Origin of the sequence: Rhizobium jaguaris, assembly GCF_003627755.1 — a bacterium.
Taxonomy (GTDB): Bacteria; Pseudomonadota; Alphaproteobacteria; order Rhizobiales; family Rhizobiaceae; genus Rhizobium; species Rhizobium jaguaris.
In genome coordinates this window covers 2259376-2284163 of record NZ_CP032694.1, presented here as the reverse complement: position 1 = coordinate 2284163, position 24788 = coordinate 2259376, and the positions used below count along the sequence as shown (strand labels likewise).

The following is a 24788-nucleotide window of genomic DNA, read 5'->3' as shown; positions in this document are numbered from 1 at the left end:
ATGTAGTCGTCACGGTTTTATTCCCATAAACATGTCAAGGCGCTGCCCGATAGCAGCGCCTTTCAAATCAATTGGACTATGGAAACCGGACGAAAGAGCCCGGTGACCGATCAGGCGGCGCCGCGAATGGCGATACCGTGTTCCTGGAAGTGCTGCTGCAATTCGCCCGCCTGGAACATTTCACGCACGATGTCACAACCGCCGATGAATTCGCCCTTCACGTAGAGCTGGGGGATGGTGGGCCAATTGGAATAGTCCTTGATGCCCTGGCGAATTTCCGAATCAGCCAGAACATTGATGCCCTTATAATCGACGCCGATGTAGTCGAGGATCTGGACTACCTGGCCCGAGAAACCACACTGCGGAAACTGCGGAGTGCCCTTCATGAAGAGAACGACGTCGTTGTTCTTCACTTCATTGTCGATGAATTCGTTGATGCCGCTCATATTTCGTCCTTTCACATGCGGGTTCAAGGTCCGCAGCTTCAAATCTCATCCTTAAATAGCAAGGTGATGGTTCGATTTCCAGCCGCATAATGCACCCGAGGTGTTTTTCATCGCATGAATGGGCTTTCGCGCAACATTGGTTCCGAATGATGGCGGAACATTGGAATTAGCAACTTTTCTTGAACAGTGCGTTTTGAAATTGCTTCTTCAACGCGGAAGCTGAATAACACACATAGGCAAGAAGCAAGGGACGCTTAGTATCGTGCCACTAGGGTTATTTTGACCGGTGGCGGGAGTTGTTGGGGTATGCCGGCGGAAGCGGCATAGCGAGTACCAGTCCCTTTGTGAACATTGCTTTTTAAGGGAGTGGCACCATGAGCCATCATCACTATTCCGACGGCCAGGTCGGCGAGGAGCGCGAATTCTACGGGGCTAGCGAGACGAGTGAAGGCGAACGGGAATATTATGAACATGTCCGTACCCCACGAGCATCGATGCTGAACAGCGCCATCACGGTCAGCGTCATCGTTTTGATTCTCAGCATCGCTTTCGGCTATCGCAGTACGACGCCGCCGGTGGCACAGGCTCAGGCAGCGCAGGCTCAGGCCGCGCCTGTCGATAGAATCATGACCGATCCGCCGATCGATTCCTGTTCCGATCTTTCGCCCTATGCCGGCCGCGATTGCTGACGTCAGAGATTCCTTAACGCTATCGTGGGGGTCTCGCGCATATTTTTCGCATTATGCCTGCCATGAAAAAGCCGGCAGATCATGGTGTTGGCAGTATCCTATGTCTATGTGACGCTGCCAATGCGCCGGGAATTAAGAGCATTATGAATAGCATAAAAAAAAGGGTAGTCCTTCATTTCCCGGGCTTTGAACCATTGGAGGCCACGGCCCATAGGGCCCGTTATGAGCGATCAGCAAAACAAAGCGCGGCTGTCTGGGATTTTTCGGTGGCGGTTGATACGCTTCGAAATTTCGGCAGAGCCCCATATTTCGATGTAAACGCCAAGGGAACGGACTGGGAAACCCATAGCCGAATCCACATACTCGACCATGATGATCTGGTCGCCAAACTGAATGGCAGGCCTTTTTCTCAGCGGCTGGGGCAAGGTTATCTCGCCGCCGCCAAGGTTGCGTTCTCCGGCGGTCTGACAGGCTATTTCCGGCATGCCTGGCGGTTCGGCTTGTTCTTCATCTTTCCGTTCCTGCTGGTGCTGGTTGGGTTGCTGCTCAGCCTGTTCATCGCCTTTTCACCCTTTGTCTTCGGGCTCCCGTCGTGGAGCCATATCGGCAGCATCGCCTTGGCGGTGGCCTTTTTCAGCTATGTCTTCCTGCCACAGGCCGAGCGGCTGCATACGCTGCACCTCTTTTCCGACTGGGAAATGGCCGTGGCCATGGCGGGCTTGAACGGGATCGGTGCCGAGCAGTGGATCGAAGCCTGCGCCATCAGTGCCCGCCAGGCGCTTGACGAGCCAGCCGACGAATATGTCATCTCGTCCCACAGCATGGGCTCAAGCGTAGCCGCCCATGTGATCGGGCTGCTGCTCGAACGGGAGCCGGAATTGTTCCAAGGCAAGCGCGTCGTTTTCGCGACGCTCGGCAGCGCTATCCTGCAATGCGCATTATTGCGGCCCGCCGCTGTGTTGCGCTCACGCGTCGGCCTGATAGCCCGCTGTCAGGAGATTTTTTGGCTGGACGTCCACTGCCTGACCGATGCGATCCATTTCTACAAAGCGAAGGTGGCTGCTGTTTGCGGACATCCGGACATGACGCAGCCGACGATCATACTCGTTCGCTTCAAGAAGATGTTGACGTCACAGCACTACGCCAAGATCAAGCGCGATTTCCTGCGCGTGCATAGGCAATATGTGCTCGGACCGGATGTCCGAGCCCCATTCGATTTCACGCTCTTGACGGCCAGCCCGCTGCCAGCTTCCAGCTTTGCAACATTCACCCAGGCCACCAAGCCGGACCTGACTTTCGGCGCCGGCAATGACGGTGAAAAAGCCCGACTTTCCTCAGTCGGGCGCTGAGGTCTGCAGCGCCAGGGCGTGCAGCACGCCGCCCATATTTCCCTTCAGCGCGTCATAGACCATTTGGTGTTGCTGCACGCGGCTCTTGCCGCGGAAGGCTTCGGCCACGACTTCGGCCGCATAGTGGTCGCCATCCCCGGCCAGGTCGCGAATTGTCACCTTGGCGCCGGGAATGCCGGCCTTGATCATGTCTTCAATATCGCCGGGATTCATTGGCATCAGCGATTTACCTCACTTTATTCGGCAGCGGCGAGTGCACTGCCATCCATGAAGGCAGGAAACCACGATTCATGCGCCTCGCGCAACTGTCGAACGGAAACGGACAGCAGCCCGTCGATGGCAAGCACATCGCCGCCGACCGTGCCGAGGCGACGGAAGGGCACGCCGGCGCTTTCGGCATTGATGCAGACGAATTCCGCGACATCGGCGGGTACCGCAACAACGTAACGTGCCTGATCCTCGCCGAAGAGTATGGCATGGGGCAGACCCTTGGATTCGGCGAGATCGATACGAAGACCCTTGCCCGATGCCATCGCCATTTCAGCCAGTGCCAGCACAAGACCGCCGGAGGAAATGTCGTGGCAGGCAGTGACCTGACCATTGCGGATCGCCGAACGGACGAAATCACCGTTGCGACGTTCGGCGAAGAGGTCGACCTCTGGAGCCGGGCCGTCCGCAATGCCAAGAACATCGCGCAGATAGGCCGAGGAGCCGAGATGGCTGCCGTCGACACCGAACATGATAATCTGATCGCCTTCCGAGGCCGTGCCGATGCGCGCCATCGCCTTCCAGTCGGGCAGAAGCCCGACACCGGCAATCGTCGGCGTCGGCAGGATCGCGATGCCGTTGGTCTCGTTGTAAAGCGAGACATTGCCCGAGACGATCGGGAAATCGAGGGCTCGGCAGGCTTCGCCGATGCCCTTGATGGCGCCGACGAACTGGCCCATGATCTCGGGTTTTTCCGGATTGCCGAAATTCAGGTTGTCGGTCGCTGCCAGCGGCTCGGCGCCCGTTGCGGTGATGTTGCGCCAGCATTCGGCGACGGCCTGCTTGCCGCCTTCGAACGGATCGGCCTCGACATAGCGCGGCGTAACGTCGGAGGAGAAGGCGAGCGCCTTGGTGGGATGGCCCTCGACGCGGACGACGCCGGCGTCACCGCCTGGAATCTGCAGGGAATTGCCCTGAATGAGCGTGTCGTATTGCTCGTAAACCCAGCGACGGCTGGATTGATTGGGCGAACCGACGAGCGTCAGCAGCGCCTGACCATAATCCTCAGGAGCGGCGACGAGATTGGCGGGCAGGTCGGCGCGCTTGTCGGACTCGCGCCACGGCCGGTCATATTCCGGCGCCTGGTCGCCCAGATCCTTGATCGGCAGATTGGCGACTTCCTCACCCTGGTGGATGACACGGAAGCGCAGATCATCCGTGGTCTTGCCGACGATCGCGAAATCCAGGCCCCATTTGACGAAGATCGCCTTGGCGATCGCTTCCTTTTCCGGCTGCAGCACCATGAGCATGCGCTCCTGGCTTTCGGACAGCATCATCTCATAGGCCGTCATCCGCTCTTCGCGCACCGGCACCTTGTCGAGATCGAGCTCGATGCCGAGGTCGCCCTTGGCGCCCATTTCGACGGCGGAGCAAGTGAGGCCGGCGGCGCCCATGTCCTGAATAGCAATGACCGCGCCAGTCTGCATCAGCTCAAGGCAGGCCTCCAGCAGGCACTTTTCCGTGAAGGGGTCGCCGACCTGGACGGTCGGACGCTTCTCTTCTATCGATTCATCGAATTCGGCCGAGGCCATGGTTGCGCCGCCGACACCATCACGGCCGGTCTTGGCGCCGAGATAGACGACAGGCAGGCCGACGCCCTTGGCTTCGGACAGGAAGATGGCGTTGGACTTGGCGAGACCCGCGGCAAAGGCATTGACGAGGATGTTGCCGTTGTAGCGCGCGTCGAATTCGACTTCGCCGCCAACGGTCGGCACACCGAATGAATTGCCGTAGCCGCCGACGCCGGCTACGACGCCGGACACGAGATGGCGGGTCTTCGGATGATCTGGCTCCCCGAAGCGCAGGGCGTTCATCGCTGCAATCGGACGCGCGCCCATCGTGAAGACATCGCGCAGGATGCCGCCGACGCCGGTCGCAGCGCCCTGGTAGGGTTCGATATAGGAGGGGTGATTGTGGCTCTCCATCTTGAACACGACGCAATCGCCGTCATCGATGTCGACCACGCCGGCATTTTCGCCGGGACCCTGAATGACGCGCGGCCCCTTGGTCGGCAAGGTGCGAAGCCATTTCTTCGAGGATTTATACGAGCAGTGCTCGTTCCACATGGCCGAGAAAATGCCGAGCTCGGTAAAGGAAGGCTCGCGGCCGATCAGATCCAGAATGCGCTGATACTCGTCCGGCTTCAGGCCGTGGGCGGCAATGAGTTCCGGGGTGATCTGGATCGTATTCGAAAGGGTCATGGGCGCTCGATGGTCCTTGCCTGTAAAGGGTTTGAAGGCCGGTCAGGGGATCGGGGTCTCTTTAGCGCATGTGAACCTGTCGTGCGACAGGAAAATAACCGCGTTCACAACACGCCGTTATTTACGACGGGGCGTCGGCTGGAACTGTTCCTGCTGGTCGCACAGGAAAGCGTCTCCTCGCCGATGTGCGGATACATAGTCTACAAATCGGCTCAATAAAGGAGTTGCTTGTTTTTCGTGCCAGCAAAGGCCGATAGGCCAGCTTGACTCCACGCCGGAGAGAGGTTGCTGATGAGTGCGACCGGATAAAGCATTGACGCCGCGCCATGGTAAAAATGCCGCTCCTAGCCCGGCGGCCACCACCGCATGCACGGTCAGAATATCTTCAGCGTGTTGAACGATACGCGGCTTGAAGCCGTTCGCCGCACACCAGCGGCTGACCTGCCCATCCAACCCCGGCCCACTGGACGGCGAGAGCGCTACGAAACCAAGGCGGTTCAACGTCGACATTCGATCTGGAGCAGGGAACTCCACCTCGCGAGGGAGCACCAGTGCCAACTGCTCCTCGACGAGCGGCATGAAAGACAACTCGCCGTCTTCCTCAGGCGCTCGGCAAAAGCCGACGTCGAGCCGGCCGGTCATCAAACGCTGATGCTGTTCACGTGACGGTAAATCATTGAGCGTGATCTGGCTGTCCGGTGTCGCCGCGCGAAATCCGGCGATCAGTTCGGGTGCGACGATGAGCGTCGAAACGCCGAATCCAATGTCCAACTGCCCTGTCAGCCCGGCATTGGCTCGACGCATCTTGACATCGATATCCTCGCTGAGGCGCAGGAGCGACCACGCTTCCCGCTTTAGCAGCATCCCCAATGGCGTCAGTATCGCGCCATGCCGCCCGCGCTCGAACAGTGCTCCTCCAACAGTTTCTTCCAGTGCCTGTATTTGCTTGGATAGCGTCGATTGCGTGATGAACAGCTTCGCTGCGGTCTTGCCGTAGTGACCCGCATCGGCCAGTTCGATGAAAGATCGTAGCAGTTTAATTTCCATTCCATTTCCGAATATTTTTGATCGAAAGTTTCATTTTACAAAAGGGTGCCGGCACGGTCAAATCATCACGAAGCATTCCATCGCCACAGGTCATCAGGGACATCGGTCATGACGTTCAAGGTTTCTTCCGTGCAGTTTCAGCACAAAGCCAGCGACAAAGCCTACAACCTGGCGCGGATCACGCATTTCACGAACGAGGCAATTCTCGCAGGCAGCCAGTTCATCGCGTTCCCGGAGATGTGCATCACCGGATACTGGCATGTCCCCAAATTGGATAGCGCTGGTCTACACGCGCTTGCCGAACCGCTTTCAGGCCCGTCGATTTCCTATGTCGCTGCCTTGGCACGCGAGAAAGGGATTGCGATCGGCGCGGGATTCCTGGAGTTGGCCGACGATCAATCTCTGTACAACAGTTATGCCGTCTGCATGCCGGATGGGCAAATTCATTGCCATCGTAAACTCCATGCCTGGGAGCATCGCCTCATTTCCAGCGGCGATGCATTTACCGTCTTCGATACGCCTTGGGGAGTGCGCGCGGGCATTCTGATTTGCTGGGACAACAATCTTATCGAAAACGCGCGAGCAACCGCCTTGCTTGGCGCAGAAATCCTGATCGCGCCTCACCAGGCGGGCGGGGGCTATTCCGTCAGTCCGCATGGAATGAAGCGGATTCCGGTCGAGAAGTGGACCCGACGTCATGAAGACCCTGAAGCGATCGAAGCCGAAATTCGTGGTCCCAATGGTCGTGAGTGGTTTATGCGTTGGTTGCCGTCTCGCGCGCATGACAACGGGATGTTTCTGGTGTTCAGCAATGGCGTCGGCCAAGACGAGGACGAAGTGCGCACCGGCAACGCCATGATTCTCGATCCATATGGCCGGATTTTGGTCGAGACCTGGCAGGCCGCCGACGCGATTGTGACCACCGAAATAGATCTCTCTTTGCTCGATAAATGCACGGGGCAGCGCTGGATTCGCGGCCGTCGTCCGGAACTTTACGGCGTTCTGACGCAGCCTGATCCACAGGGCCTTTCGCCGATGGACGCTAGGTTCTCCGATACCTCGACCCGCAAGCACACACGTGCAGACGAGACGTTGTGAGGGTCATTGCGCAAGCTGCCCCGAGAGAGTGCGAGAGGGGGAAGCGATCATCCTTGCTGGCGATATGGGGGACACGAAGGTGCGTCATGCGCTCCACGATCTCGTCGATGGCAGGCTGAAACTTTTGTCAGACAAACGGCTATTTGCGGCCGCTCTCAGATCATCAGAATTTGTAGCCCACCAGCAGCCCGGCGCGCGTCATGCCGGCATTCGGCCCATCGCAGAGATTGGCGTGCGAGGAATGCGCCACTTGCGCCATGAGGCTCCAATGTTTGTCGAAATTGTAGCCGACCCCGGCATATTCGTGGAAGAGCAGACGACAGCCGAGCATCGGGCCGCGTTCGGTCCAGTCGTCAAGATTTCCTGTGTGCACAGTGCCGCCGAAGCCGACTTCGGTGAAGATGCCGTTGCTGTGGGTGAGTGTCCAAGACAGGCCGGTAAAGACCTGAGTCGCCGCTGAATCAGAAGTGCCGATCGAGGTGCCCAGGTGAATGCGCGGGCGCAAAAGCTGATCTTTCCAACCGTCTGTCGGATTGTAGCCGAAAGGATTGAACAGCACCTCGACCTCCGGAAAAACGCCGGCTTCATGGTCATGCCCGGTCTGGATGGAGCCGCTGGCGCCGAAGCGAAGTTCGTCGAATATTTTGGTGTTCGGGGCCATTTGGGCATCTGCCGCGGCAGCGGATTCCTCGGCGATAAAAACTGACCCAATCGTTACAATAGCTGTGATCACATATTTCCAAAAACGGCCGCAAGAAATTGCGTCAACAGCCATGCACCAACCCCCAAATGCCAAGCGATTCGCGATTCGTTAACCAAACGGTAGCATCGCCGAGGTCGGGGTAAAGTGGGCGTGATTATATGACAGTGCATATCGCCAAAACTGCAGCGAAGCTGCAACAGCGCTGTCACAAACGGCTATCGACAGCCCTCATATATGGCTGTCGTAACCCGTCGAGCCATTATCCAGAAGGTGACGTAATATCATGAATCCGCTCGCGACATCGTCGCGCCGCTGCGGTGAGGAAAAGGCGACGCGTACGCGATGATAGGCCCTGTCCGTGCGGGCGGCTTTGAACTCGTCCTCATCGTCGACGAGCACGCCTTCGGCTAAGGCGGCATTCTTGAAGGTGCCGGAAAGCCAGGGTTCGGGCAGTTTCAGCCAAAGGAAGGGGACGTGCGGATGCGAGGCGAATTCAAAGCCCGACAACGCTTCCCGCGCCAGCTGCTCGCGAGCGCGGATTTCCTTGACCGCCTGACGACGCAGCGCCAGCGCATGACCTTCGAGCACGAGCCGAGCACAGGTTTCAGCCAGGATGAAGGGGAGACCGCCGGTCGTCATCTTGTGGGTGACCTTGATGCGCTGGGCGAAATGCTGCGGGCAGGCGACCCAGCCGCCGCGCACGCCGGCAGTCACCGATTTTGACAGGCCGCTGACCAGGAAGGTACGTTCCGGCGCAATAGCTGCCATCAGCGGATTCTGATCTTCGGTCATACCTCCGTAGAGATCGTCTTCGATCAGCCAGACGCTGTGGCGGCGCGCTATGGCGGCGATGGCCCGGCGGCGCGCCTCCGGCATGGTCATCAGTGTCGGATTGTGCGCCGTCGGCATCAGGAAAGCCAGGCGCGGATGCTGCTGCTGGCACAGGCGTTCGAAATCGTCGGGGATGATGCCGTGTTCATCGGAATCCACCAGCACGGAACGGCGGCCGAGAAGACGGGTGGCGCGGCTGATCTGCGTATAGGTCAGGTTCTCGAAAACGATTTTGTCACCGGGGGAGGTGACGGCGGAGATAACGGCGATGGCGGCGGCATGGGCGCCGAGCGTCGGCACGACCGTTTCGATCGCCGGCTGCCAGCCGTTACGGGCGAGCCAAACCTGGCCGGCACGAAACCAGTTTGCGGGAAAGCTTCGCGAATAAGAGGAAATCTCCGTCCGATGTTCGCGGCTGATATCGGCAAAGAGCTGGCCGATAATCTCGCCCTGCCCAATGTCGGGTGCTGCTGTCGTATCGAAACGAATCTTGTCGCCCGGGATATCGAGACCCCGGGTGCCGGCGAGCGCCTGCGTAATTGGGTCCACGGGCTCGATCTGCTTGCCGTTGGCGCGCTCGAGTACATAGGTGCCGCGGCCGACTTCTCCGGCAACGAGGCCGCGCTCATGCACGAGCGCGTAGGCGCGGCTGACCGTGCCGATCGTCACCCCGATATCATAGGCGAGATTGCGCTGCGGCGGCAGCTTCGTGCCCGGCGGCAGCACGCCATGAGTGATCGCGTTCTCGATGCTGTCGGCAACGCGGATGTAAACCGGTCCGGTCCCGCTGGATATGTCAGGCAGCCAATTTGTCATAATGACAATTTCTTAGATTGCTTCACCAATGGAGTCAATATTAAGAGTCAATTTGTGTCGTTTGGCTCGATACGCCCCGATTGTCACGATCAAACGAGCAGAGAAATGGATACAATAGATACAATTCATCCTAACAGAAGTACAGTGGCTGACGAGGGGACGCCGCGTATCTTCGGGCGGATTTCGCGCTTGGCACGTCGTGCTCTCGACGCTTTTGCAGTCTGGATGCAGAAGCGAGAAAGCCGTTGGACTTTGCGATATCTGACGGACGACGAGCTGCGCGACATCGGCCTGACCCGGCATGAATCAATGGCCGAGGCGAGCAAATCGTTTTTCTGGGATTGACGAGGTGGCGACGGGCTACTGCGCCAGAATCAAACTGAATGGCGGTTACCGCCATTCAACGTGGAAAGCACGAAGTCCGCGCGCTCCTCGACAGGCACTTTCGGCAGGATGTGGACCTGATAGCCCAGCGAAGGATAAACCACACACAGCCTGTCATATTCCGCGATGGCTGCCGAAAGGTCGTGCTTTCGTTCGCGGTCCGCGACGTATATTTCCGGCCATGGCGGCGTCAGGAACACATGCCTGTTATAACGATGAGACTTGCTCAATGCGGCCAAAGTGTCTTCGCCGGTCAGGTGCTGCAGCGCAGCCGCGGCATCGATCAAGCCTCTGTCGAAGAATACGAGGTCGGCGGTGGAGGCCGCCGAAGAACGATCGGCGATGGACATCTCCGTAGCCCGGCGGGCAAAGGCGGGAGCATCGGCCCAAGGCAAGGCCGAACCGCCACGATCCAATTCCTCGATGACGATCCGACGTCCGGGTTCCTCCACGACTTGGTGGCCACGCCGCCTAAGCTCTTCAAGCAGCGTCGATTTGCCTCCGCCCGAACATCCGGAAATGACAACAAATCGATCCAAGAGAGGAACCCCGAAATTGCGGGCCGGTCGTGCTATTCCGGCAACGCGCGATGCCCGCGCTTGATCACGATGCAGGCTGCGCCTTAGCAGCCCTTCGTGCCCGCAGCCCAGCGGTTGACATCGCCCGTGATGCGGCCACCGGAGGCGCCATTCATCATCGGGCCAAAAGCCTGCAACTGCGCCGGGTTGCCTTCGGCTTGGACCACGAGAGATGGCCGGCCGGTCGGATGTTTCTTGTCAACCACGAGAATGCGCGGACGGCCAGTGTAGGAATTGAGCTCGGGGGCGAGCTGGTAGCCTGCAAAGGCCGGATCGGCCGACTTGAACCAGCAGGCATTGGCATTGAGCATGACGCGCTCCATCGTCGGCAAAGCGCTATGCTCAGTGGTGCTCACGCTCGGGGTGCGTGTCGCGCAGGACGTAAAGAGCAGGCCAAATGCTGCGAGCGCGGCGGCAGAGTACAATCCGGTAACGAGGCGAGGGCGCATCAATCTCTCTTCCAAAAAATCGGTTAGGGCAGCTCTTAGCTTGTGATGGTGTGAATCGAAACCTTTCCGACGCCTTGTTCAGGACAAAACGTCGTCCGGTATGGCAATCCTGCTGCTGCGGATTTACCGCCTCAGGCGGCGATCACGTCGAGGGCGGAGGCAAAGAGGCCGCGACCGTCGGAGCCGCCGTGGGCCGCTTCGATCAGGTTCTCCGGATGCGGCATCATGCCAAGTACATTGCCCTTGGCGTTGATGACTGCGGCGATATCGTTGATGGAGCCGTTCGGATTGGTGTCTTCGGCATAGCGGAACACCACCTGGCCATTGCCTTCGATTGCCGCCAGCGTTTCCGCGTCGGCAAAATAGTTGCCGTCGTGGTGAGCGACCGGGCAGCGGATGACCTGACCCCTGGCATAGGCGCGGGTAAAATCCGTTTCGGCGTTGACGACCTCGAGCTTGATTTCGCGGCAGACGAATTTCAGCGAGGCATTGCGCATCAGCGCACCGGGCAACATGCCGGCTTCCAACAGGATCTGGAAGCCGTTGCAGACGCCGAGAACCTTGACACCCTTGTCAGCCTTCTCCTTGATCGCCTGCATGACCGGCATGCGTGCTGCGATCGCGCCGCAGCGCAGATAATCGCCATAGGAAAAGCCTCCGGGAATGACGATCAGGTCGACATCGGGGATCTCGGTTTCGGTCTGCCAGACCGTGATGGGCGCCTTGCCGGAAATCTTGGTCAGCGCCGCGATCATGTCACGATCGCGATTGAGGCCGGGAAGTTGGACGACTGCTGATTTCATGAGTGCGGCTCATACCTTGTTTGTGCTGCTTCTGCGAGTTCGCGCAGTTCAAGACGATTTTCGATGCGGTCAAGGCGCTGTTCATGCCTGATCAGGGTCGTGTGAATGTTGAGAAGGTCTTGATGCACTGCGACCAAACTGCCCCTAAAGGCATTCATTTCAGCCTGGATCTCGCGCTGACCATCCTTAACAGACGCGATCTCCGCATGAAGACGTTTGAACAGCTCATACATCAGTTCTTGCGTCACCTCAGCCATCGCATGCTCCACAATCCTTAGTCGAGAGCGATACTATAATTCTCGATCACCGTGTTGGCGAGGAGCTTTTCGCACATCGCTTTCAGATCCGCCTCGGCCTTGCTTTTGTCGGCGCCTTCGAGCTCGAGGTCGAAGACCTTGCCCTGGCGAACCTGGTGGACGCCGTCAAAGCCGAGAGCGCCGAGCGCGCCTTCGATTGCCTTGCCCTGCGGATCGAGAACGCCGTTCTTCAGCGTGACGGTTACACGAGCCTTGATCACGATTGTCCTTCCTGCGCTTACTTGACGAGAACCGGGCCCGTGCCGCGCACGGGTTCGTTTTCATTGATGATGCCGAGACGGCGGGCAACTTCGGAATAGGCCTCCAGCAGGCCGCCCATGTCGCGGCGAAAGCGGTCCTTGTCCATCTTTTCGTGGGTTTCGATGTCCCAGAGGCGGCAGGAGTCTGGCGAAATCTCGTCGGCAAGAATGATACGCATCATGTCGCCTTCGAACAGGCGGCCGCATTCGATCTTGAAATCGACGAGCTGGATGCCGACACCGAGGAAGAGGCCGGTCATGAAATCGTTGACGCGAATGGCGAGCGCCATGATGTCGTCAAGCTCGGCCGGATTGGCCCAGCCAAAGGCTGTGATGTGTTCTTCGGAGACCATCGGGTCTTCGAGCGCGTCGGACTTGTAATAGAATTCGATGATCGAGCGCGGCAGTACGACGCCTTCTTCGATGCCGAGGCGCTTGGCGAGCGAGCCGGCGGCAACATTGCGCACGACGATCTCGAGCGGAATCATCTCCACTTCCTTGATCAGCTGCTCGCGCATGTTCAGACGGCGTATGAAGTGCGTGGGAATGCCGATCTTATTCAGGTGGCTGAAAATGTATTCGCAGATACGATTATTCAGAACGCCTTTGCCATCAATGACTTCGTGTTTTTTCTTATTGAAGGCGGTGGCATCATCCTTGAAAAACTGGATCAGCGTGCCCGGCTCAGGCCCTTCGTAAAGGATCTTGGCCTTGCCCTCGTAAATACGGCGGCGACGGTTCATTGGTATTGTTCTCTGTCGTTAGCGCTCTCAGATAGCGCAAGTGGATCGATCTTTGGGCGTCCCCATAACGGATAAGAAGCGAATTCACAATCCGCCTGCGCCTCCTTCCTTGGGATTCCGGCTTTGGTTCTATACCAATGCGAGAATCGGGATCCTGTCCTCTCATGTTCTACAGGCTTTTATTTGACGATGGAATGAAGCCGCCCCTGTACTACACAAGCTAGTGGGCTGGCTTACTACGCCATTATATCATGCTCGGCCGCAATCATGGCTTGAGGTGACTGAGAAACTTGGCGAAGACCATCGTGCCTTCCGGCCAGGGACCATGGCCCGAATCGGCGTTGATATGGCCGGACTCGCCGGCATCGATCAGGAGTGAACCCCAGCTTCCAGCTATATCGTCGGCGTGCTCGTAGCTGCCGAAGGGATCGTTGCGGCTGGCGATGGTGATCGACGGAAACGGCAGGGGATCACGCGGGTAGGGACCGAACGTCATCAGATGCTTCGGCCTGATCTTCGGATTGGCGACGTCGGGCGGGGCGACAAAGAACGCACCGGCGACCTTGTTGCGGAAATGCGGGATCGCGTGGATCACCGAGGGCACGCCAAGCGAATGCGCCACCAGCACCGCCGGCCGGCTCGACGCATTCACTTCTGCGGCAATGCGGGCAACCCAGTCCTGGCGCACGGGCTTCGACCATTCGGCCTGCTCCACTCGTCGCGCCGTCGAGAGTTTCTGTTCCCAGCGTGTCTGCCAGTGTTCCGGACCTGAGTTGGTGTATCCGGGAATGATGAGAATATCTGCGTCGGAAGCTTTCATAGTGGCGCCGATGTGGAAAGGGAGGAATTGCGCCGATGTGGAAAGGGACGACGCTGCTGTCAAGGGAAAAGGCGACAATTGTGGCAAAATTTGCTAGCATTGCGGCTGCCGGTAGCGATTGAATGATGTCGGCACCTCTTTTGTCCGACATTTTCGTGCCGCCAGCAGGATACACCTAGGCTGATGAGGAGGAGGAATACTATGACGGCATTTCATGTCATGGCTGGTGCGAACAACAGCTTTACGCGTCCGGCCATCCGCAAGATCGGCGTTGTCGATCTCGTCGACGCCCTGAAACTGGGGCTGGACGATTTCGGCGAAAAACCATCGCATTACGTATTCCTGTGTCTCATGTATCCAATCGCGGGCATAGCGCTGGTGGTCTGGAGTTCCGGTGAAAATCTGCTGCCGTTGCTCTTTCCGCTGATGTCCGGTTTCGCGCTGCTTGGACCATTGGCGGCGATCGGCCTCTATGAGATCAGCCGACGGCGGGAGATGGGGCTGGACACGTCTTGGCGCCATGCTTTCGACGTGCGCTTTTCGCCGGCGCTGCCGTCTATCATTGCGGTGGGCCTGTTGCTGTTTGGCTTCTTCATCGTCTGGCTGGTCGTGGCGCAGACCATCTACACCGCCTATTTCGGCGACAGCGTGCCGGCTACACTGGCATCCTTCGTGACGAACGTGCTGAGCACGCCCGAGGGCAAGGGGATGATCCTCTGGGGTAATCTCATCGGCTTCGTTTTTGCGCTCGTCGTGCTCGCAACAACGGTCATCACCTTCCCGCTGCTGCTCGATCGCGATATCGGCGCCGTAGCGGCGATCGATGCCAGCATCCGCGCAACGTTGATCAATCCGGTGCCAGTGGCGATTTGGGGTCTCATCGTGGCCGCGCTTCTTGTCGTCGGTACGATCCCCATCTTTGCGGGGCTCGCTGTGATCATGCCTATTCTCGGGCATGCTACATGGCATCTCTATCGCAAACTCGTGGCGCCGCCCGTTGGGAACTAAATCCGCCTTGGTATTGGTCCACTCGGATCGAGTGGAACCGCCAATGACCTTGTAACGTTGATCCGCATCATCTCGCGCGCATCCTCCGAATCCCAAGGAATTCGGGAGTTGCGTGCGAGGTTCGGCTTTCCGTTGACCTCTGCATGCCCAAGGACGAAGCCGCTCGCGCGGCATTGGCGCCCGTGGTGACGGTGCAGCAACGATCTGAACGCCGTGCATTTTGTGGGTTTGCCGTCCTGGCTGAGGATTGGGGTCTTCTCAATCACCAGACAGGAGGTTCCCATGACGGAGGAGAAGACGACCCCGCTGCGCGAACGGATGATCGAAGACATGCGCATCCGCGGGATGGGCGACAAAGTCCGGCAAGCCCATATTCGGGCGATCAAGGATTTCGCCGGGTTTCTGAAGCGATCTCCGGATACCGCGACACCCGACGACCTGCGCGCCTACCAATTGCACATGACCAATGCGGGCGTCACGCCGCCGACCTTCAACGCCCGCATCGTCGCGCTGAGGTTCTTTTTCGGCATCACCTGCGACCGCGAAGAGATGAAGCGGCATATGCAGTTCCGTCGGCAACCGCAGAAGTTGCCCGTTGTCTTGAGCGTTGAGGAGGTTTCCGACCTGCTTGTGGCGGCCCAGGGGCCGGGCCTGAAGTATCGAGCGGCGCTCAGCATCTCCTATGGCGCCGGACTGCGGGCCTCCGAAGTCTGCAACCTCAAGATCAGCGACATCGACAGCGATCGGATGCTGATCCATGTCGAACAGGGCAAGGGACAGAAGGACCGCAAGGTGATGCTGTCGCCCCTGCTGCTGGAACTCTTGCGCGACTATTGGCGCGAGTCACGGCCGCAGGGCTGGCTTTTTCCTGGCAAACCGAAGATCAACCCGATCTCGCCGCGGCAGCTCAACCGCGCCTTCACCGCCGCCAAAAAACTGGCCGGGATCGCCAAGCCAGCGACGCTGCACACCCTGCGGCACAGTTTTGCCACCCACCTGCTGGAAGCGAACACGGATGTGCGGGTGATCCAGGTCCTTCTGGGACACGCCAAGCTGACGACCACCGCCCGTTATATGCATGTCGCCACGAAGACGATCCGCGACACGATCAGCCCGTTCGAGACCCTGAAGAAGCTGCAGGACCAAACGCTCCGACGCGAACTGGAGTAGCGCCCGTCCGGTGATCCGGCCAAAACTGGAGATCGCCGACATCTTCCGTGCCTATGGCCCGGCGTGGCGGCGGGCCAATGCCGGGCATGTTAGCCTGACCCAGCTCAAGGTCATGGCGGCGATCGAGGCCTGCCGAACCGAGGCGCTCGGCGGGCATGTGGCAGCCTGTGCCAAATGCGGCCACCATCACATCGCCTACAATTCCTGCAAGAATCGGCACTGCCCGAAGTGCCAGGGACCCGCGGCGCGGGACTGGATGGCCGCCCGTGCCGAAGACCTGCTGCCGGTCGAGTATTTCCATGTTGTCTTCACCATCCCCGCCGAGATCGCGCAGATCGCCTATTGGAATAAGAAGACGGTCTATGATCTTCTATTCCGGGCATCGGCGGAGACGTTGACCACCATCGCCGCCGATCCCCGGCACCTTGGCGCAAACATCGGCATGACCAGCGTGCTGCACACCTGGGGGTCGGCGCTGACCCATCACCCGCATGTGCACATCGTCGTGCCCGGCGGTGGACTGTCGCCGGATGGCACGCGCTGGATTGGCTGTCGCCCGGGGTTCCTTCTGCCCATAAAGGTTCTGTCTCGTCTGTTTCGGCGGCTGTTTCTCGAAGGACTGATGGCACTCAGTCAATCCGGGGTGCTCTGCTTCTTCGGCGATCTAGCCCGGCTTGCAGAGGCGGATGCCTTCGCTGCCTGGCTTGCCCCCTTCCGCAAATCCGACTGGGTCGTCTACACCAAGCCCCCATTCGGCGGCCCCGAGGCCGTGCTGGCCTATCTCAGCCGCTACACGCACCGCGTGGCGATCTCGAACAGCCGCCTGATCAGCGCGAATGCCGAGGCGGTCACCTTCCGCTGGAAGGACTACCGCATCAAGACCGGTGACCGTCACAAGGTCATGCGGCTGGCCACCGACGAGTTCATCCGCCGCTTCCTAATCCACGTGCTGCCCGACGGATTCCACCGCATCCGCCACTACGGCCTGCTGGCCGGAGCAGGCCGCAAGGCCAATGTCGCAAAGATAAGGAAACTGCTCGGGACGGAAGCGCCATCACAGGACGACACGCCAAGCGCCGAGAGCATCCCGCTCACCCTGAGGCAGCCATGCCCAGATTGCGGCGGCCCGATGCGCATCGTCGAGATATTCCGCCGTGGCCAGCGACCCAAATCCCGTGCGCCACCCCGAAAGGACGCCGCATGACGAAACGCCTGTCACATCAGCCAAGGCCGGCCCGGATCTGCGATGCATTCCGGGGTGGCGCCGATTTGCGCCAGGCAACGCCGCACACTGCAAAACCGCCGATGCGAGGCCTACGAAAGAGGAGCACCCCAACCCCGATCGCGTCATTGCAAGCCTTCGGGGCAACCCGCTTGCACCCGACGCTCCCACCGATAGCCACCTCAGAAAACCGCAGCCGCACGCTTTCCCCATAGGCGCTCCACCCAGCCCCCGCAGGCCTCCTCCTTGGAAGGTTTTTCAACGCGGGCCGACACACGCCCAGCCGCCACCGTCACACCGCGGCCCGCATCGAAAAACCTTCACCATTCCGGACATGCGGCTCAGCCGGAGATGCGGATTATGGCAAGGCTCACGCATATCTTCACCCGTTTCGCAGTCGTGGTTTCGGAGTGGACCGGCAAGCCGACCATCTTCGTCCTTGCCCTGTTGTCCGTCGTCGTCTGGGGCGGCACCGGACCGATCTTCAACTATTCGGACACATGGCAACTCGTTATCAATACCAGCACAACGATCGTCACCTTCCTTATGGTTTTCCTGCTCCAGAACGCGCAGACGCGCGACACGCGGGCTATTCAGGCGAAGCTCAACGAGCTGATCCTGACCAGTGCGGCCGAGAACCGCTTCGTCGGTATAGAAAACCTCGATGAAGAGGATCTCAAGCACCTGGACCGGCTTGTCGAGAAGGCGGCAAAGCGCCATCAAAATCGGCTTGAGGACGAAGTGAATGAAGTCGCCGCGGATAATCCTCCAGTCAATGGCAAGTCCGCGGCTAAAAAGAAAAGGCGGCGCGTCCGCCGCACCGCCTCCAGTCGCAATCGATCTAAGACGGCTGGCTCTAGCCAAACACGCGCTTGAAGATCGTGTCGACGTGTTTGGTGTGATAGCCCAAATCGAACTTTTCGCGGATATCCTCCTCGGACAGTGCTGCGCGGACTTCCTGGTCGGCGAGCAGTTCCTCGAGGAAATCCTTGCCCTGTTCCCAAACCTTCATGGCATTACGCTGGACGAGACGATAGGCGTCTTCGCGGGAAACGCCGGCTTGGGTCAGTGCCAGCAATACGCGCTGCGAATGAACAAGTCCGCGGAACTTGTTCAGATTCTTCATCATATTTTCCGGATACACCAAGAGCTTGTCGACGACGCTGGTGAGCCGAGCGAGTGCGAAATCGAGCGTTACCGTCGCATCCGGGCCAATCATGCGCTCGACAGACGAGTGGGAAATATCGCGCTCATGCCACAGTGCCACGTTCTCCATCGCCGGCATGGCATAGGAGCGGACCATGCGGGCAAGGCCAGTCAGGTTTTCGGTCAACACCGGATTGCGCTTATGCGGCATGGCCGAGGAGCCCTTCTGGCCGGGGGAGAAATATTCCTCGGCCTCCAGCACTTCGGTGCGCTGCAGATGGCGGATTTCGACGGAGAGACGTTCGATCGAAGAGGCGACGACGCCGAGCGTGGCGAAGAACATGGCATGACGGTCGCGCGGAATGACCTGAGTCGACACCGGCTCGGGCTTCAGACCCAGCGCTGCCGCGACGTGTTCTTCGACACGTGGGTCGATATTGGCGAAGGTGCCGACGGCGCCGGATATGGCGCAGGTAGCGACTTCCTCGCGCGCGGCGATCAGGCGCTGCTTGCAGCGCTCGAATTCGGCATAGGCGAGCGCCAGCTTGACGCCGAAAGTGGTCGGCTCGGCATGGATGCCGTGCGAGCGGCCGATGGTGATGGTATCCTTGTGCTCGAATGCGCGGCGCTTCAGCGCTTCCAGCAACTTGTCGACATCAGCGAGCAGGATATCGGTGGCACGCACCAGCTGGATGTTGAAGCAGGTGTCTAACACGTCGGAGGAGGTCATGCCTTGGTGCACGAAACGAGCGTCGGGACCGACAATTTCGGCAAGATGCGTCAGGAAGGCGATGACGTCATGTTTGGTGACGGCTTCGATCTCATCGATGCGGGCAACGTCGAAAGTTGCCTTGCCGCCCTTTTCCCAGATGGTTTCCGCCGCGGATTTCGGAATGACGCCAAGTTCAGCCAGCGCGTCGCAAGCATGGGCCTCGATCTCGAACCAGATACGGAACTTGGTTTCGGGCGACCAGATGGCGACCATTTCCGGTCGGGAGTAGCGCGGGATCATGGGCTCAAAGCTTTCTTGGGTAGCGGGAAACGTATCCTCGGCGCCCCCATAACAAAGACGGGAGGCAATCTCAATGTTTCTTGGCTCAATCTTTCGTTCGATTCAACGCATATGTCTGGCGAGATAAAGACTAACCGCCGCCAGAAAGATGAAGCCGAACGGCAGAAACAGACCAAGACCGAGGATGGCAAACTGGTAGACAGCGCTGGCGCTGGTGAAGACAAACTGAAATGCCCAGACGAGCGTGCCGAAGGGGTCATGCCAGCGCGCATAGAACCAGCGATAGTCCATCGCGAAGAGAAAGGCGGTCATGGCAACGGTGCCCAGCGACAGCGTCAGGAAGAAAGCTGCAAAACGCGCTTCGATTGGCCGGCGATGCGCAAGCAGCCGTGCCAGCGGCAGCATGAGCGGCCAGGCAAGCGCGCCGCCGAGGGCATAGACCATCACAAGAGCGGACAGGTGGCTCGTCAGAAGACCGTTGCGCAGATAGAGTGCCGATAGCGCGGAGGTTGCCATCGCTGCGCCCCAACAGAGCGCCCCGAACAGCAGCTGTCGAGATGACGGGACGGCCGCCCTCAGCCGCCCGGTCGTCGCTACAGCGCTGGCCGGATTAATTTGATCCAACGCGGCCTCGTTCTGCCGCGGCGCGCAGATCGGAAATCGTCTGCCGGTAGGCTTCGACGGATTCGCCCTTGAAGATCGCCGAGCCGGCGACGAGGACATTGGCGCCGGCGGCTGTGACGATCGGCGCCGTATCGACGGTGACGCCGCCATCGACCTCGAGTTCGATCGGGCGGTCGCCGATCAGCAACCGCGCATTCCGGATCTTGTCGGCCATGGCGGGAATGAATTTCTGGCCGCCGAAGCCAGGATTGACCGACATGATGAGGATCAGATCGATATCATCCAGCACATTTTCCAGAACGGAAAGCGGCGTTGCCGGATTGAGAGTTACGCCGACTTTCTTGCCGAGATGGCGGATGGTCTGCAGCGAGCGATGCAGATGCGGGCCGGATTCGGCATGGATGGTGATCCGATCGCAGCCGGCCTTGGCGAACGCTTCAAGATAGGGATCGGCGGGCGAGATCATCAGGTGGCAGTCGAAGGTCGCATCGGTATAGGAGCGCAACGACTTGATGACATCGGGGCCGAAGGAAATATTCGGCACGAAATGTCCGTCCATGACGTCGAGATGAATCCAGTCAGCTCCGGCGTCGGTCACATCCCGTACTTCCTGCCCAAGCTTGGCGAAATCGGCCGCGAGGATGGAGGGAGCAATGCGAATCGGCAAGGTCATGAGATAGCTGAACTCCGTCTGATTTTTCGCGCTTGGCTTATCACCGGTTCGGCAGGCAAACAACCTAATCTACTGGGCTTGCACGAAACCTATCAGTTCGACGCGGATGTCAGCGGCACAAAAGCATTGCCACGCCATTCCAACAGCCGGAAGGGATTCTCCGTCAATTCATGGTTATGATCGAAGGTAATGGGGCCAATCGGCGTTTGAAAAGCCGTGCCGATCAGTTTATCGGCAATCGGCTTGTTCGCCGCTTTGGCGCTTTCCGCTGCCTGGCTGGCAATCAGCGCGGCAGCCGCGGCCGGCAGAATATAACCGTCAGGCTCGGTACCATTCGTACGCATCGCCTGGGCTGTCGCCTGGGCAGTGGGCAAGCTGGCGTAATCGGGGAGAGCAACAGCGAGTACGCCGTCCGTCAGGGGCACCGGCTGGTTGGCGGCGCGCATCGCGTCACCGCCCATCAGCGTCAACGGGATGTTCTCGCTGCGAGCATCACGGGCGATGACCGCAACGTCGCTGCGGTCGCCGCCGATGAATACGTGGGTGGCGCCGGCCTTCTTCAACCGGCGGACAAGGGCGATCTGCTGTTCCTGGCCGGGGCGATAGGTGTCGGTAAAGACCGGTTTCAAACCTTTCTCTTCCAGAGCATTACGCACCGCTTCTACCAGTTCGCGACCATGGATCGTCCCGTCTTCGATGAGAGCCATCGGTTCAGCGGCCCAATGCTTCAGAATGGCGTCGACCACCATGGCTGCCTCGGCGTTGTCAACCGGAGCGAGACGGAAAAACGGCCAACCGTTCTTCAGCGCATCCTCCATCGCGATATGGGAACGGACGGAAACGGTGATGACGGGAATGCCCGCATCCTTCAGCCGCGGCAGCGCGCCTGCCAAGGTCTCGCTGCAGAGAAAGCCGATGGCGACCTGCGCCTTGGCACTGATCAGCGCCTCGGCCACCGCGTGGCCACCATCCTCCGTGCAGGGTTCGTCTACGACGGTGGCGGAGTCCCTCTGCGCCTGCAACTGGAAATTGGCGCCTGTGGTAATTTGTGCGCCGAGCGCTGCAAAATTTCCATCCTGGGGCGCGACGATGCCAATATTGACGCCTGCGGCATGGCTGCTGCCGGCTGCCAGAAGCAGCGAAATCAGGAGCGATGTGCGACGTAGAACGTTCATAGATTAGGTATCCCGGACAATTCTTCTGCTCTTTTATCCACCTGGAAGTTACCGTCAAAGAAAAAGCGGCGAAATCGCTCCGATTTCAATAGTCCTATTGTAGAAAAGCTAACGTCTGCCCGCCATATTGAGCGAAAATGAGAAATGACAAAAACGAGGAAAGCAACCGTGCTAGACAAGCAGCGTATGGATCCGGCGCACTATCGCGAGGCCATGAGCCGCTATGCGGGGCATGTCCAGCTAGTGACCACGGTGCTCGGCAACGAACGGCGCGGCGTGACCATCACGGCGGCTTGTTCGGTCTCGGATGACCCCGCTACGATCCTGATCTGCCTCAACAACAGCAATGCGAGGAATGCAATCTTCTTCAACAGCGGCATCTTCGCGCTGAACGCGCTTGGTGCCCACCACCAAGCGCTCGCCGACGCCTTTTCCGGCAAAACGAATTTGACCAATGAGGAGCGCTTCGCCACCGGCACATTCGATACGCTGGTGACCGGCGCGCCTGTGCTCACCGATGCGCTGGCCGCATTCGATTGCCGCGTCACCGAGATCAAACGGGCCTCGACGCATAACATCATCTTCGGCGAAGTCGTGGCGGTGCATTTCAGTGAAACAAAGCAGGCGCTGCTCTATATGAACCGGGACTATCACACGCTATAACCTCCCTAGCGCACAACCGCTTAGATCGGGATCGATCTAAGGAAAGGACTAAGCGCCAGTCTGAAGTGTTACTGCCTTCTTAGCGCGTCCGATGGGACGCGGCGCAGTAATGGGAGAGATTATGCCTCATCAACATCACGCACCTTCGCTACCGGGCTCGATCGACGAAACGATTGCCTTGCTCGGCACTCACGATTATCTCGCCGGGCGTGCACTCGGAACGGTGTTGTTTCTGGCGCTGAAAATGAAACGGCCGCTCTTTCTCGAGGGCGAGGCAGGCGTCGGCAAGACGGAGATCGCCAAGGTGCTGTCGAAGGCGCTCGACAGGCCGCTGATCCGCCTGCAATGCTACGAAGGTCTCGACGTTTCCTCCGCCGTCTATGAGTGGAACTATCCGGCGCAGATGCTGGAAATTCGCCTTGCGGAAGCGTCAGGATTGACCGACCGCGACCGCATCGAGGCCGATATCTTTTCGGAGCGCTATCTCATCCGGCGGCCCGTGCTGCAGGCGCTGTCGAGCGCGGGAGGCCGTGCGCCGGTATTCCTGATCGACGAACTGGACCGCACCGATGAAGCGTTCGAAGCGTTTCTGCTTGAAGTCCTCTCCGATTTTCAGGTGACCGTCCCCGAACTCGGTACAATCCGCGCTGCGGAACCGCCTATCGTCATCATCACCACCAACCGCACCCGCGAGGTGCACGACGCTCTGAAGCGGCGCTGTCTTTACCATTGGGTCGATTACCCCGAAGCGGCACAGGAGCTTGAGATCATCCGCCGCAAGGTGCCCGGCTGCAACGAGGCGCTGTCGCGCCAGATTGTCGCCTATGTGCAGAAGCTGCGCACGCTCGACCTTTTCAAGAATCCCGGCGTCGCCGAAACCATCGACTGGGCGATGGCGCTCACCGAACTCGACCGGCTGGCGCTCGATCCCGAGACGATTTCCGATACGCTGGGCACTCTGTTGAAATACCAGGACGATATCGCCCGCATCCAAGGTGGCGAGGGCAGCCGCGTGCTGGATGAGGTGAAATCGGAACTGCTGGCGACGGGATGAGGCCATGGAACCAGCAATGCAAGACGGCGTCACGGAGATGCGGTCATCGCCTGGTGACGGCCGGTTGGCCGACAATATCGTTTTCTTCGCCCGCGCGCTTCGCAAGGCCGGCTTGAAGATCGGGCCGGCAGCCATTGCCGCCGCTATCGAGGCCGTCGAGATGATCGGCATCGGCTCGCGCGACGAGTTTCATGCGGCCCTGTCTTCCATCTTCGTCAAGCGGCATGAGGACCTCGCAGTTTTCGACGAAGCTTTCCGGCTGTTCTGGCGCTCACGCGATCTCGTGCAGAAGATGATCGCGATGATGTCGCCGGTCGCGACCGATAATCGTGAAAAGGAAAAGCCGAGGCCCGGTGAAACTCGCGCCAGCGACGCCCTGCTTGGTGAGCGCGACGACCGCCGGCCGCAGCGCGAGGCCCTGGATGTCGAGATCGACGCCCGCTTTACGGCATCGGGAAGCGAACTGCTGCGCCGCATGGATTTCGCGCAGATGTCGGCCGCGGAGATCGCCGTTGCGAAGAAGGAGTTGGCTAGGCTGGAATTGCCGCTCGACCGGGTCCGCACGCGCCGTTTTATGGCGTCGCACGTGTCCGCCAAGATCGACCCGCGTGCGACGATGCGGGTGGCGCTTCGCACTGGAGGCACACTGATCCTGCCGCGCCATCGCGAGGCCAAGGAGGTGCAGCCGCCTTTGGTCGTGCTCGCCGACATTTCCGGCTCGATGAGCCAATACACCCGCATCTTTCTGCATTTCCTGCATGTGCTGACCGAGAAGCGCAGGCGCGTCCACACATTTCTGTTCGGCACGCGGCTGACCAATGTTAGCAGGCAAATGCGCCACAAGGACCCGGACGAGGCGCTCGACGAATGCGCCACTGCCGTCCACGACTGGTCAGGCGGCACGCGCATCGGCGAAACGCTGAAGGAATTCAACCGGCTCTGGGCGCGCCGCGTTCTCGGGCAGGGCGCGATCGTGCTCTTCATCACCGATGGACTTGAACGGGAGGGGGTAGAACTTCTCAAAATCGAGATGGACAGGCTGCATCGCTCCTGTCGGCGATTGATCTGGCTCAATCCGCTCTTGCGCTTCGAGGGCTTTGAACCACGTGCTCGCGGCGTTCGCGCCATGCTGCCGCATGTTGACGAATTCCGTCCGGTTCACAATCTATTATCTCTAGCCGACCTCGTATCGGCCCTTAGTGCCGGCCGCGCCGGCGCCTATGATCCACGCCGTTTTCTCGCCAAGCTGTGAGGCACCTCC

Annotated in this window: 28 protein-coding genes; 11 read left to right on the top strand and 17 right to left on the bottom strand. The window is 59.4% G+C overall.

Annotated features, from left to right (window positions below; all coding sequences use genetic code 11):
- Positions 1-110 precede the first annotated feature (110 nt).
- Positions 111-446: a Grx4 family monothiol glutaredoxin gene (grxD, locus tag CCGE525_RS11220; protein WP_120704313.1), complete on the bottom strand. Its 336-nt coding sequence runs from the start codon at positions 444-446 to the stop codon at positions 111-113.
- 374 nt (positions 447-820) lie between these two features.
- Here grxD and CCGE525_RS11215 point away from each other — a divergent pair, with 374 nt between their 5' ends.
- On the top strand, positions 821-1135 hold the full coding sequence (locus CCGE525_RS11215; protein ID WP_120704312.1) for a hypothetical protein: 315 nt from the start codon (positions 821-823) through the stop codon (positions 1133-1135).
- Positions 1136-1278: 143 nt separating this feature from the next.
- Positions 1279-2484 (top strand): hypothetical protein, encoded by a 1206-nt coding sequence (locus tag CCGE525_RS11210; protein ID WP_120704311.1) that lies wholly within the window; start codon positions 1279-1281, stop codon positions 2482-2484.
- On the opposite strand, the gene CCGE525_RS11205 is transcribed toward CCGE525_RS11210, so the two are convergent.
- The 3 genes from CCGE525_RS11205 to CCGE525_RS11195 all read right to left on the bottom strand — a co-directional run bounded on the left by CCGE525_RS11205 (position 2470) and on the right by CCGE525_RS11195 (position 5999).
- Positions 2470-2703 (bottom strand): BolA family protein, encoded by a 234-nt coding sequence (locus CCGE525_RS11205; protein ID WP_004108912.1) that lies wholly within the window; start codon positions 2701-2703, stop codon positions 2470-2472. The genes CCGE525_RS11210 and CCGE525_RS11205 overlap by 15 nt on opposite strands.
- A 17-nt stretch (positions 2704-2720) precedes the next feature.
- Positions 2721-4952 carry a phosphoribosylformylglycinamidine synthase subunit PurL gene (purL, locus tag CCGE525_RS11200; protein WP_120704310.1) on the bottom strand — a complete coding sequence of 744 codons (2232 nt, stop codon included), beginning with the start codon at positions 4950-4952 and terminating at the stop codon, positions 2721-2723.
- Positions 4953-5069: 117 nt separating this feature from the next.
- Positions 5070-5999, bottom strand: coding sequence for a LysR family transcriptional regulator (locus tag CCGE525_RS11195; RefSeq protein ID WP_120704309.1), 930 nt, complete (start codon positions 5997-5999; stop codon positions 5070-5072).
- Positions 6000-6107: 108 nt separating this feature from the next.
- Here CCGE525_RS11195 and CCGE525_RS11190 point away from each other — a divergent pair, with 108 nt between their 5' ends.
- Positions 6108-7097: a nitrilase family protein gene (locus CCGE525_RS11190; RefSeq protein ID WP_120704308.1), complete on the top strand. Its 990-nt coding sequence runs from the start codon at positions 6108-6110 to the stop codon at positions 7095-7097.
- Between the two features lie 163 nt (positions 7098-7260).
- Here CCGE525_RS11190 and CCGE525_RS11185 read toward each other — a convergent pair whose 3' ends face one another.
- Positions 7261-7872: an acyloxyacyl hydrolase gene (locus tag CCGE525_RS11185; protein ID WP_120704307.1), complete on the bottom strand. Its 612-nt coding sequence runs from the start codon at positions 7870-7872 to the stop codon at positions 7261-7263.
- 156 nt (positions 7873-8028) lie between these two features.
- Positions 8029-9447 (bottom strand): aminotransferase-like domain-containing protein, encoded by a 1419-nt coding sequence (locus CCGE525_RS11180; RefSeq protein WP_120704306.1) that lies wholly within the window; start codon positions 9445-9447, stop codon positions 8029-8031.
- A gap of 105 nt (positions 9448-9552) precedes the next feature.
- On the opposite strand from CCGE525_RS11180, the gene CCGE525_RS11175 reads away from it, so the two are divergent.
- Positions 9553-9792 (top strand): DUF1127 domain-containing protein, encoded by a 240-nt coding sequence (locus CCGE525_RS11175; RefSeq protein ID WP_120704305.1) that lies wholly within the window; start codon positions 9553-9555, stop codon positions 9790-9792.
- A 29-nt stretch (positions 9793-9821) separates the two neighbouring features.
- On the opposite strand, the gene CCGE525_RS11170 is transcribed toward CCGE525_RS11175, so the two are convergent.
- From CCGE525_RS11170 to CCGE525_RS11140, 7 genes are all read right to left on the bottom strand, one after another.
- Complete coding sequence (locus CCGE525_RS11170; protein ID WP_120704304.1) at positions 9822-10370, bottom strand: AAA family ATPase; 549 nt, start codon at positions 10368-10370, stop codon at positions 9822-9824.
- A gap of 83 nt (positions 10371-10453) precedes the next feature.
- Positions 10454-10858: a hypothetical protein gene (locus CCGE525_RS11165; RefSeq protein WP_120704303.1), complete on the bottom strand. Its 405-nt coding sequence runs from the start codon at positions 10856-10858 to the stop codon at positions 10454-10456.
- 131 nt (positions 10859-10989) lie between these two features.
- Complete coding sequence (gene purQ / locus CCGE525_RS11160; protein WP_120704302.1) at positions 10990-11661, bottom strand: phosphoribosylformylglycinamidine synthase subunit PurQ; 672 nt, start codon at positions 11659-11661, stop codon at positions 10990-10992.
- Positions 11658-11918, bottom strand: a complete 261-nt coding sequence (locus CCGE525_RS11155; protein WP_120704301.1) for a hypothetical protein — start codon at positions 11916-11918, stop codon at positions 11658-11660. Before CCGE525_RS11155 ends, purQ begins: the two co-directional genes overlap by 4 nt.
- 17 nt (positions 11919-11935) lie before the next feature.
- Entirely contained in the window at positions 11936-12178 is a 243-nt protein-coding gene (gene purS / locus CCGE525_RS11150; RefSeq protein WP_120704300.1) for a phosphoribosylformylglycinamidine synthase subunit PurS, read from the bottom strand.
- A 17-nt stretch (positions 12179-12195) separates the two neighbouring features.
- Positions 12196-12960, bottom strand: a complete 765-nt coding sequence (purC, locus tag CCGE525_RS11145; protein ID WP_015340039.1) for a phosphoribosylaminoimidazolesuccinocarboxamide synthase — start codon at positions 12958-12960, stop codon at positions 12196-12198.
- A 265-nt stretch (positions 12961-13225) separates the two neighbouring features.
- The gene (locus tag CCGE525_RS11140; RefSeq protein ID WP_120704299.1) at positions 13226-13780 is read right to left on the bottom strand and encodes an RBBP9/YdeN family alpha/beta hydrolase; all 555 of its coding nucleotides are present in this window, start codon (positions 13778-13780) and stop codon (positions 13226-13228) included.
- Between the two features lie 201 nt (positions 13781-13981).
- Between CCGE525_RS11140 and CCGE525_RS11135 the strand changes: the two genes are divergently transcribed.
- The 4 genes from CCGE525_RS11135 to CCGE525_RS11115 all read left to right on the top strand — a co-directional run bounded on the left by CCGE525_RS11135 (position 13982) and on the right by CCGE525_RS11115 (position 18056).
- Positions 13982-14788 (top strand): DUF2189 domain-containing protein, encoded by an 807-nt coding sequence (locus CCGE525_RS11135; RefSeq protein ID WP_120704298.1) that lies wholly within the window; start codon positions 13982-13984, stop codon positions 14786-14788.
- Positions 14789-15070: 282 nt separating this feature from the next.
- Positions 15071-15958: a tyrosine-type recombinase/integrase gene (locus tag CCGE525_RS11130; protein ID WP_120703950.1), complete on the top strand. Its 888-nt coding sequence runs from the start codon at positions 15071-15073 to the stop codon at positions 15956-15958.
- Positions 15959-15968: 10 nt separating this feature from the next.
- On the top strand, positions 15969-17162 hold the full coding sequence (locus tag CCGE525_RS11125; RefSeq protein ID WP_120703951.1) for an IS91 family transposase: 1194 nt from the start codon (positions 15969-15971) through the stop codon (positions 17160-17162).
- A gap of 378 nt (positions 17163-17540) precedes the next feature.
- Positions 17541-18056, top strand: coding sequence for a low affinity iron permease family protein (locus tag CCGE525_RS11115; RefSeq protein ID WP_120704297.1), 516 nt, complete (start codon positions 17541-17543; stop codon positions 18054-18056).
- Here the strand turns inward: CCGE525_RS11115 and purB are convergent.
- The 4 genes from purB to CCGE525_RS11095 form a co-directional block, all read right to left on the bottom strand.
- Positions 18037-19338, bottom strand: coding sequence for an adenylosuccinate lyase (gene purB, locus CCGE525_RS11110; protein ID WP_120704296.1), 1302 nt, complete (start codon positions 19336-19338; stop codon positions 18037-18039). The genes CCGE525_RS11115 and purB overlap by 20 nt on opposite strands.
- A gap of 102 nt (positions 19339-19440) precedes the next feature.
- Complete coding sequence (locus CCGE525_RS11105) at positions 19441-19962, bottom strand: hypothetical protein (RefSeq protein ID WP_120704295.1); 522 nt, start codon at positions 19960-19962, stop codon at positions 19441-19443.
- Positions 19949-20635 carry a ribulose-phosphate 3-epimerase gene (rpe, locus tag CCGE525_RS11100; protein ID WP_120706370.1) on the bottom strand — a complete coding sequence of 229 codons (687 nt, stop codon included), beginning with the start codon at positions 20633-20635 and terminating at the stop codon, positions 19949-19951. The genes CCGE525_RS11105 and rpe overlap by 14 nt, the downstream gene beginning before the upstream one ends.
- A gap of 92 nt (positions 20636-20727) precedes the next feature.
- Positions 20728-21810, bottom strand: a complete 1083-nt coding sequence (locus CCGE525_RS11095) for a branched-chain amino acid ABC transporter substrate-binding protein (RefSeq protein ID WP_120704294.1) — start codon at positions 21808-21810, stop codon at positions 20728-20730.
- 168 nt (positions 21811-21978) lie between these two features.
- On the opposite strand from CCGE525_RS11095, the gene CCGE525_RS11090 reads away from it, so the two are divergent.
- The 3 genes from CCGE525_RS11090 (at position 21979) to CCGE525_RS11080 (ending at position 24779) form a co-directional block, all read left to right on the top strand.
- The gene (locus CCGE525_RS11090; protein ID WP_120706369.1) at positions 21979-22473 is read left to right on the top strand and encodes a flavin reductase; all 495 of its coding nucleotides are present in this window, start codon (positions 21979-21981) and stop codon (positions 22471-22473) included.
- A gap of 121 nt (positions 22474-22594) precedes the next feature.
- A complete protein-coding gene (locus CCGE525_RS11085) occupies positions 22595-23527 on the top strand; it encodes an AAA family ATPase (RefSeq protein ID WP_120704293.1) in 933 nt (310 codons plus the stop codon).
- Between the two features lie 4 nt (positions 23528-23531).
- On the top strand, positions 23532-24779 hold the full coding sequence (locus CCGE525_RS11080) for a vWA domain-containing protein (protein ID WP_120704292.1): 1248 nt from the start codon (positions 23532-23534) through the stop codon (positions 24777-24779).
- The last annotated feature ends 9 nt before the right edge of the window (positions 24780-24788 follow it).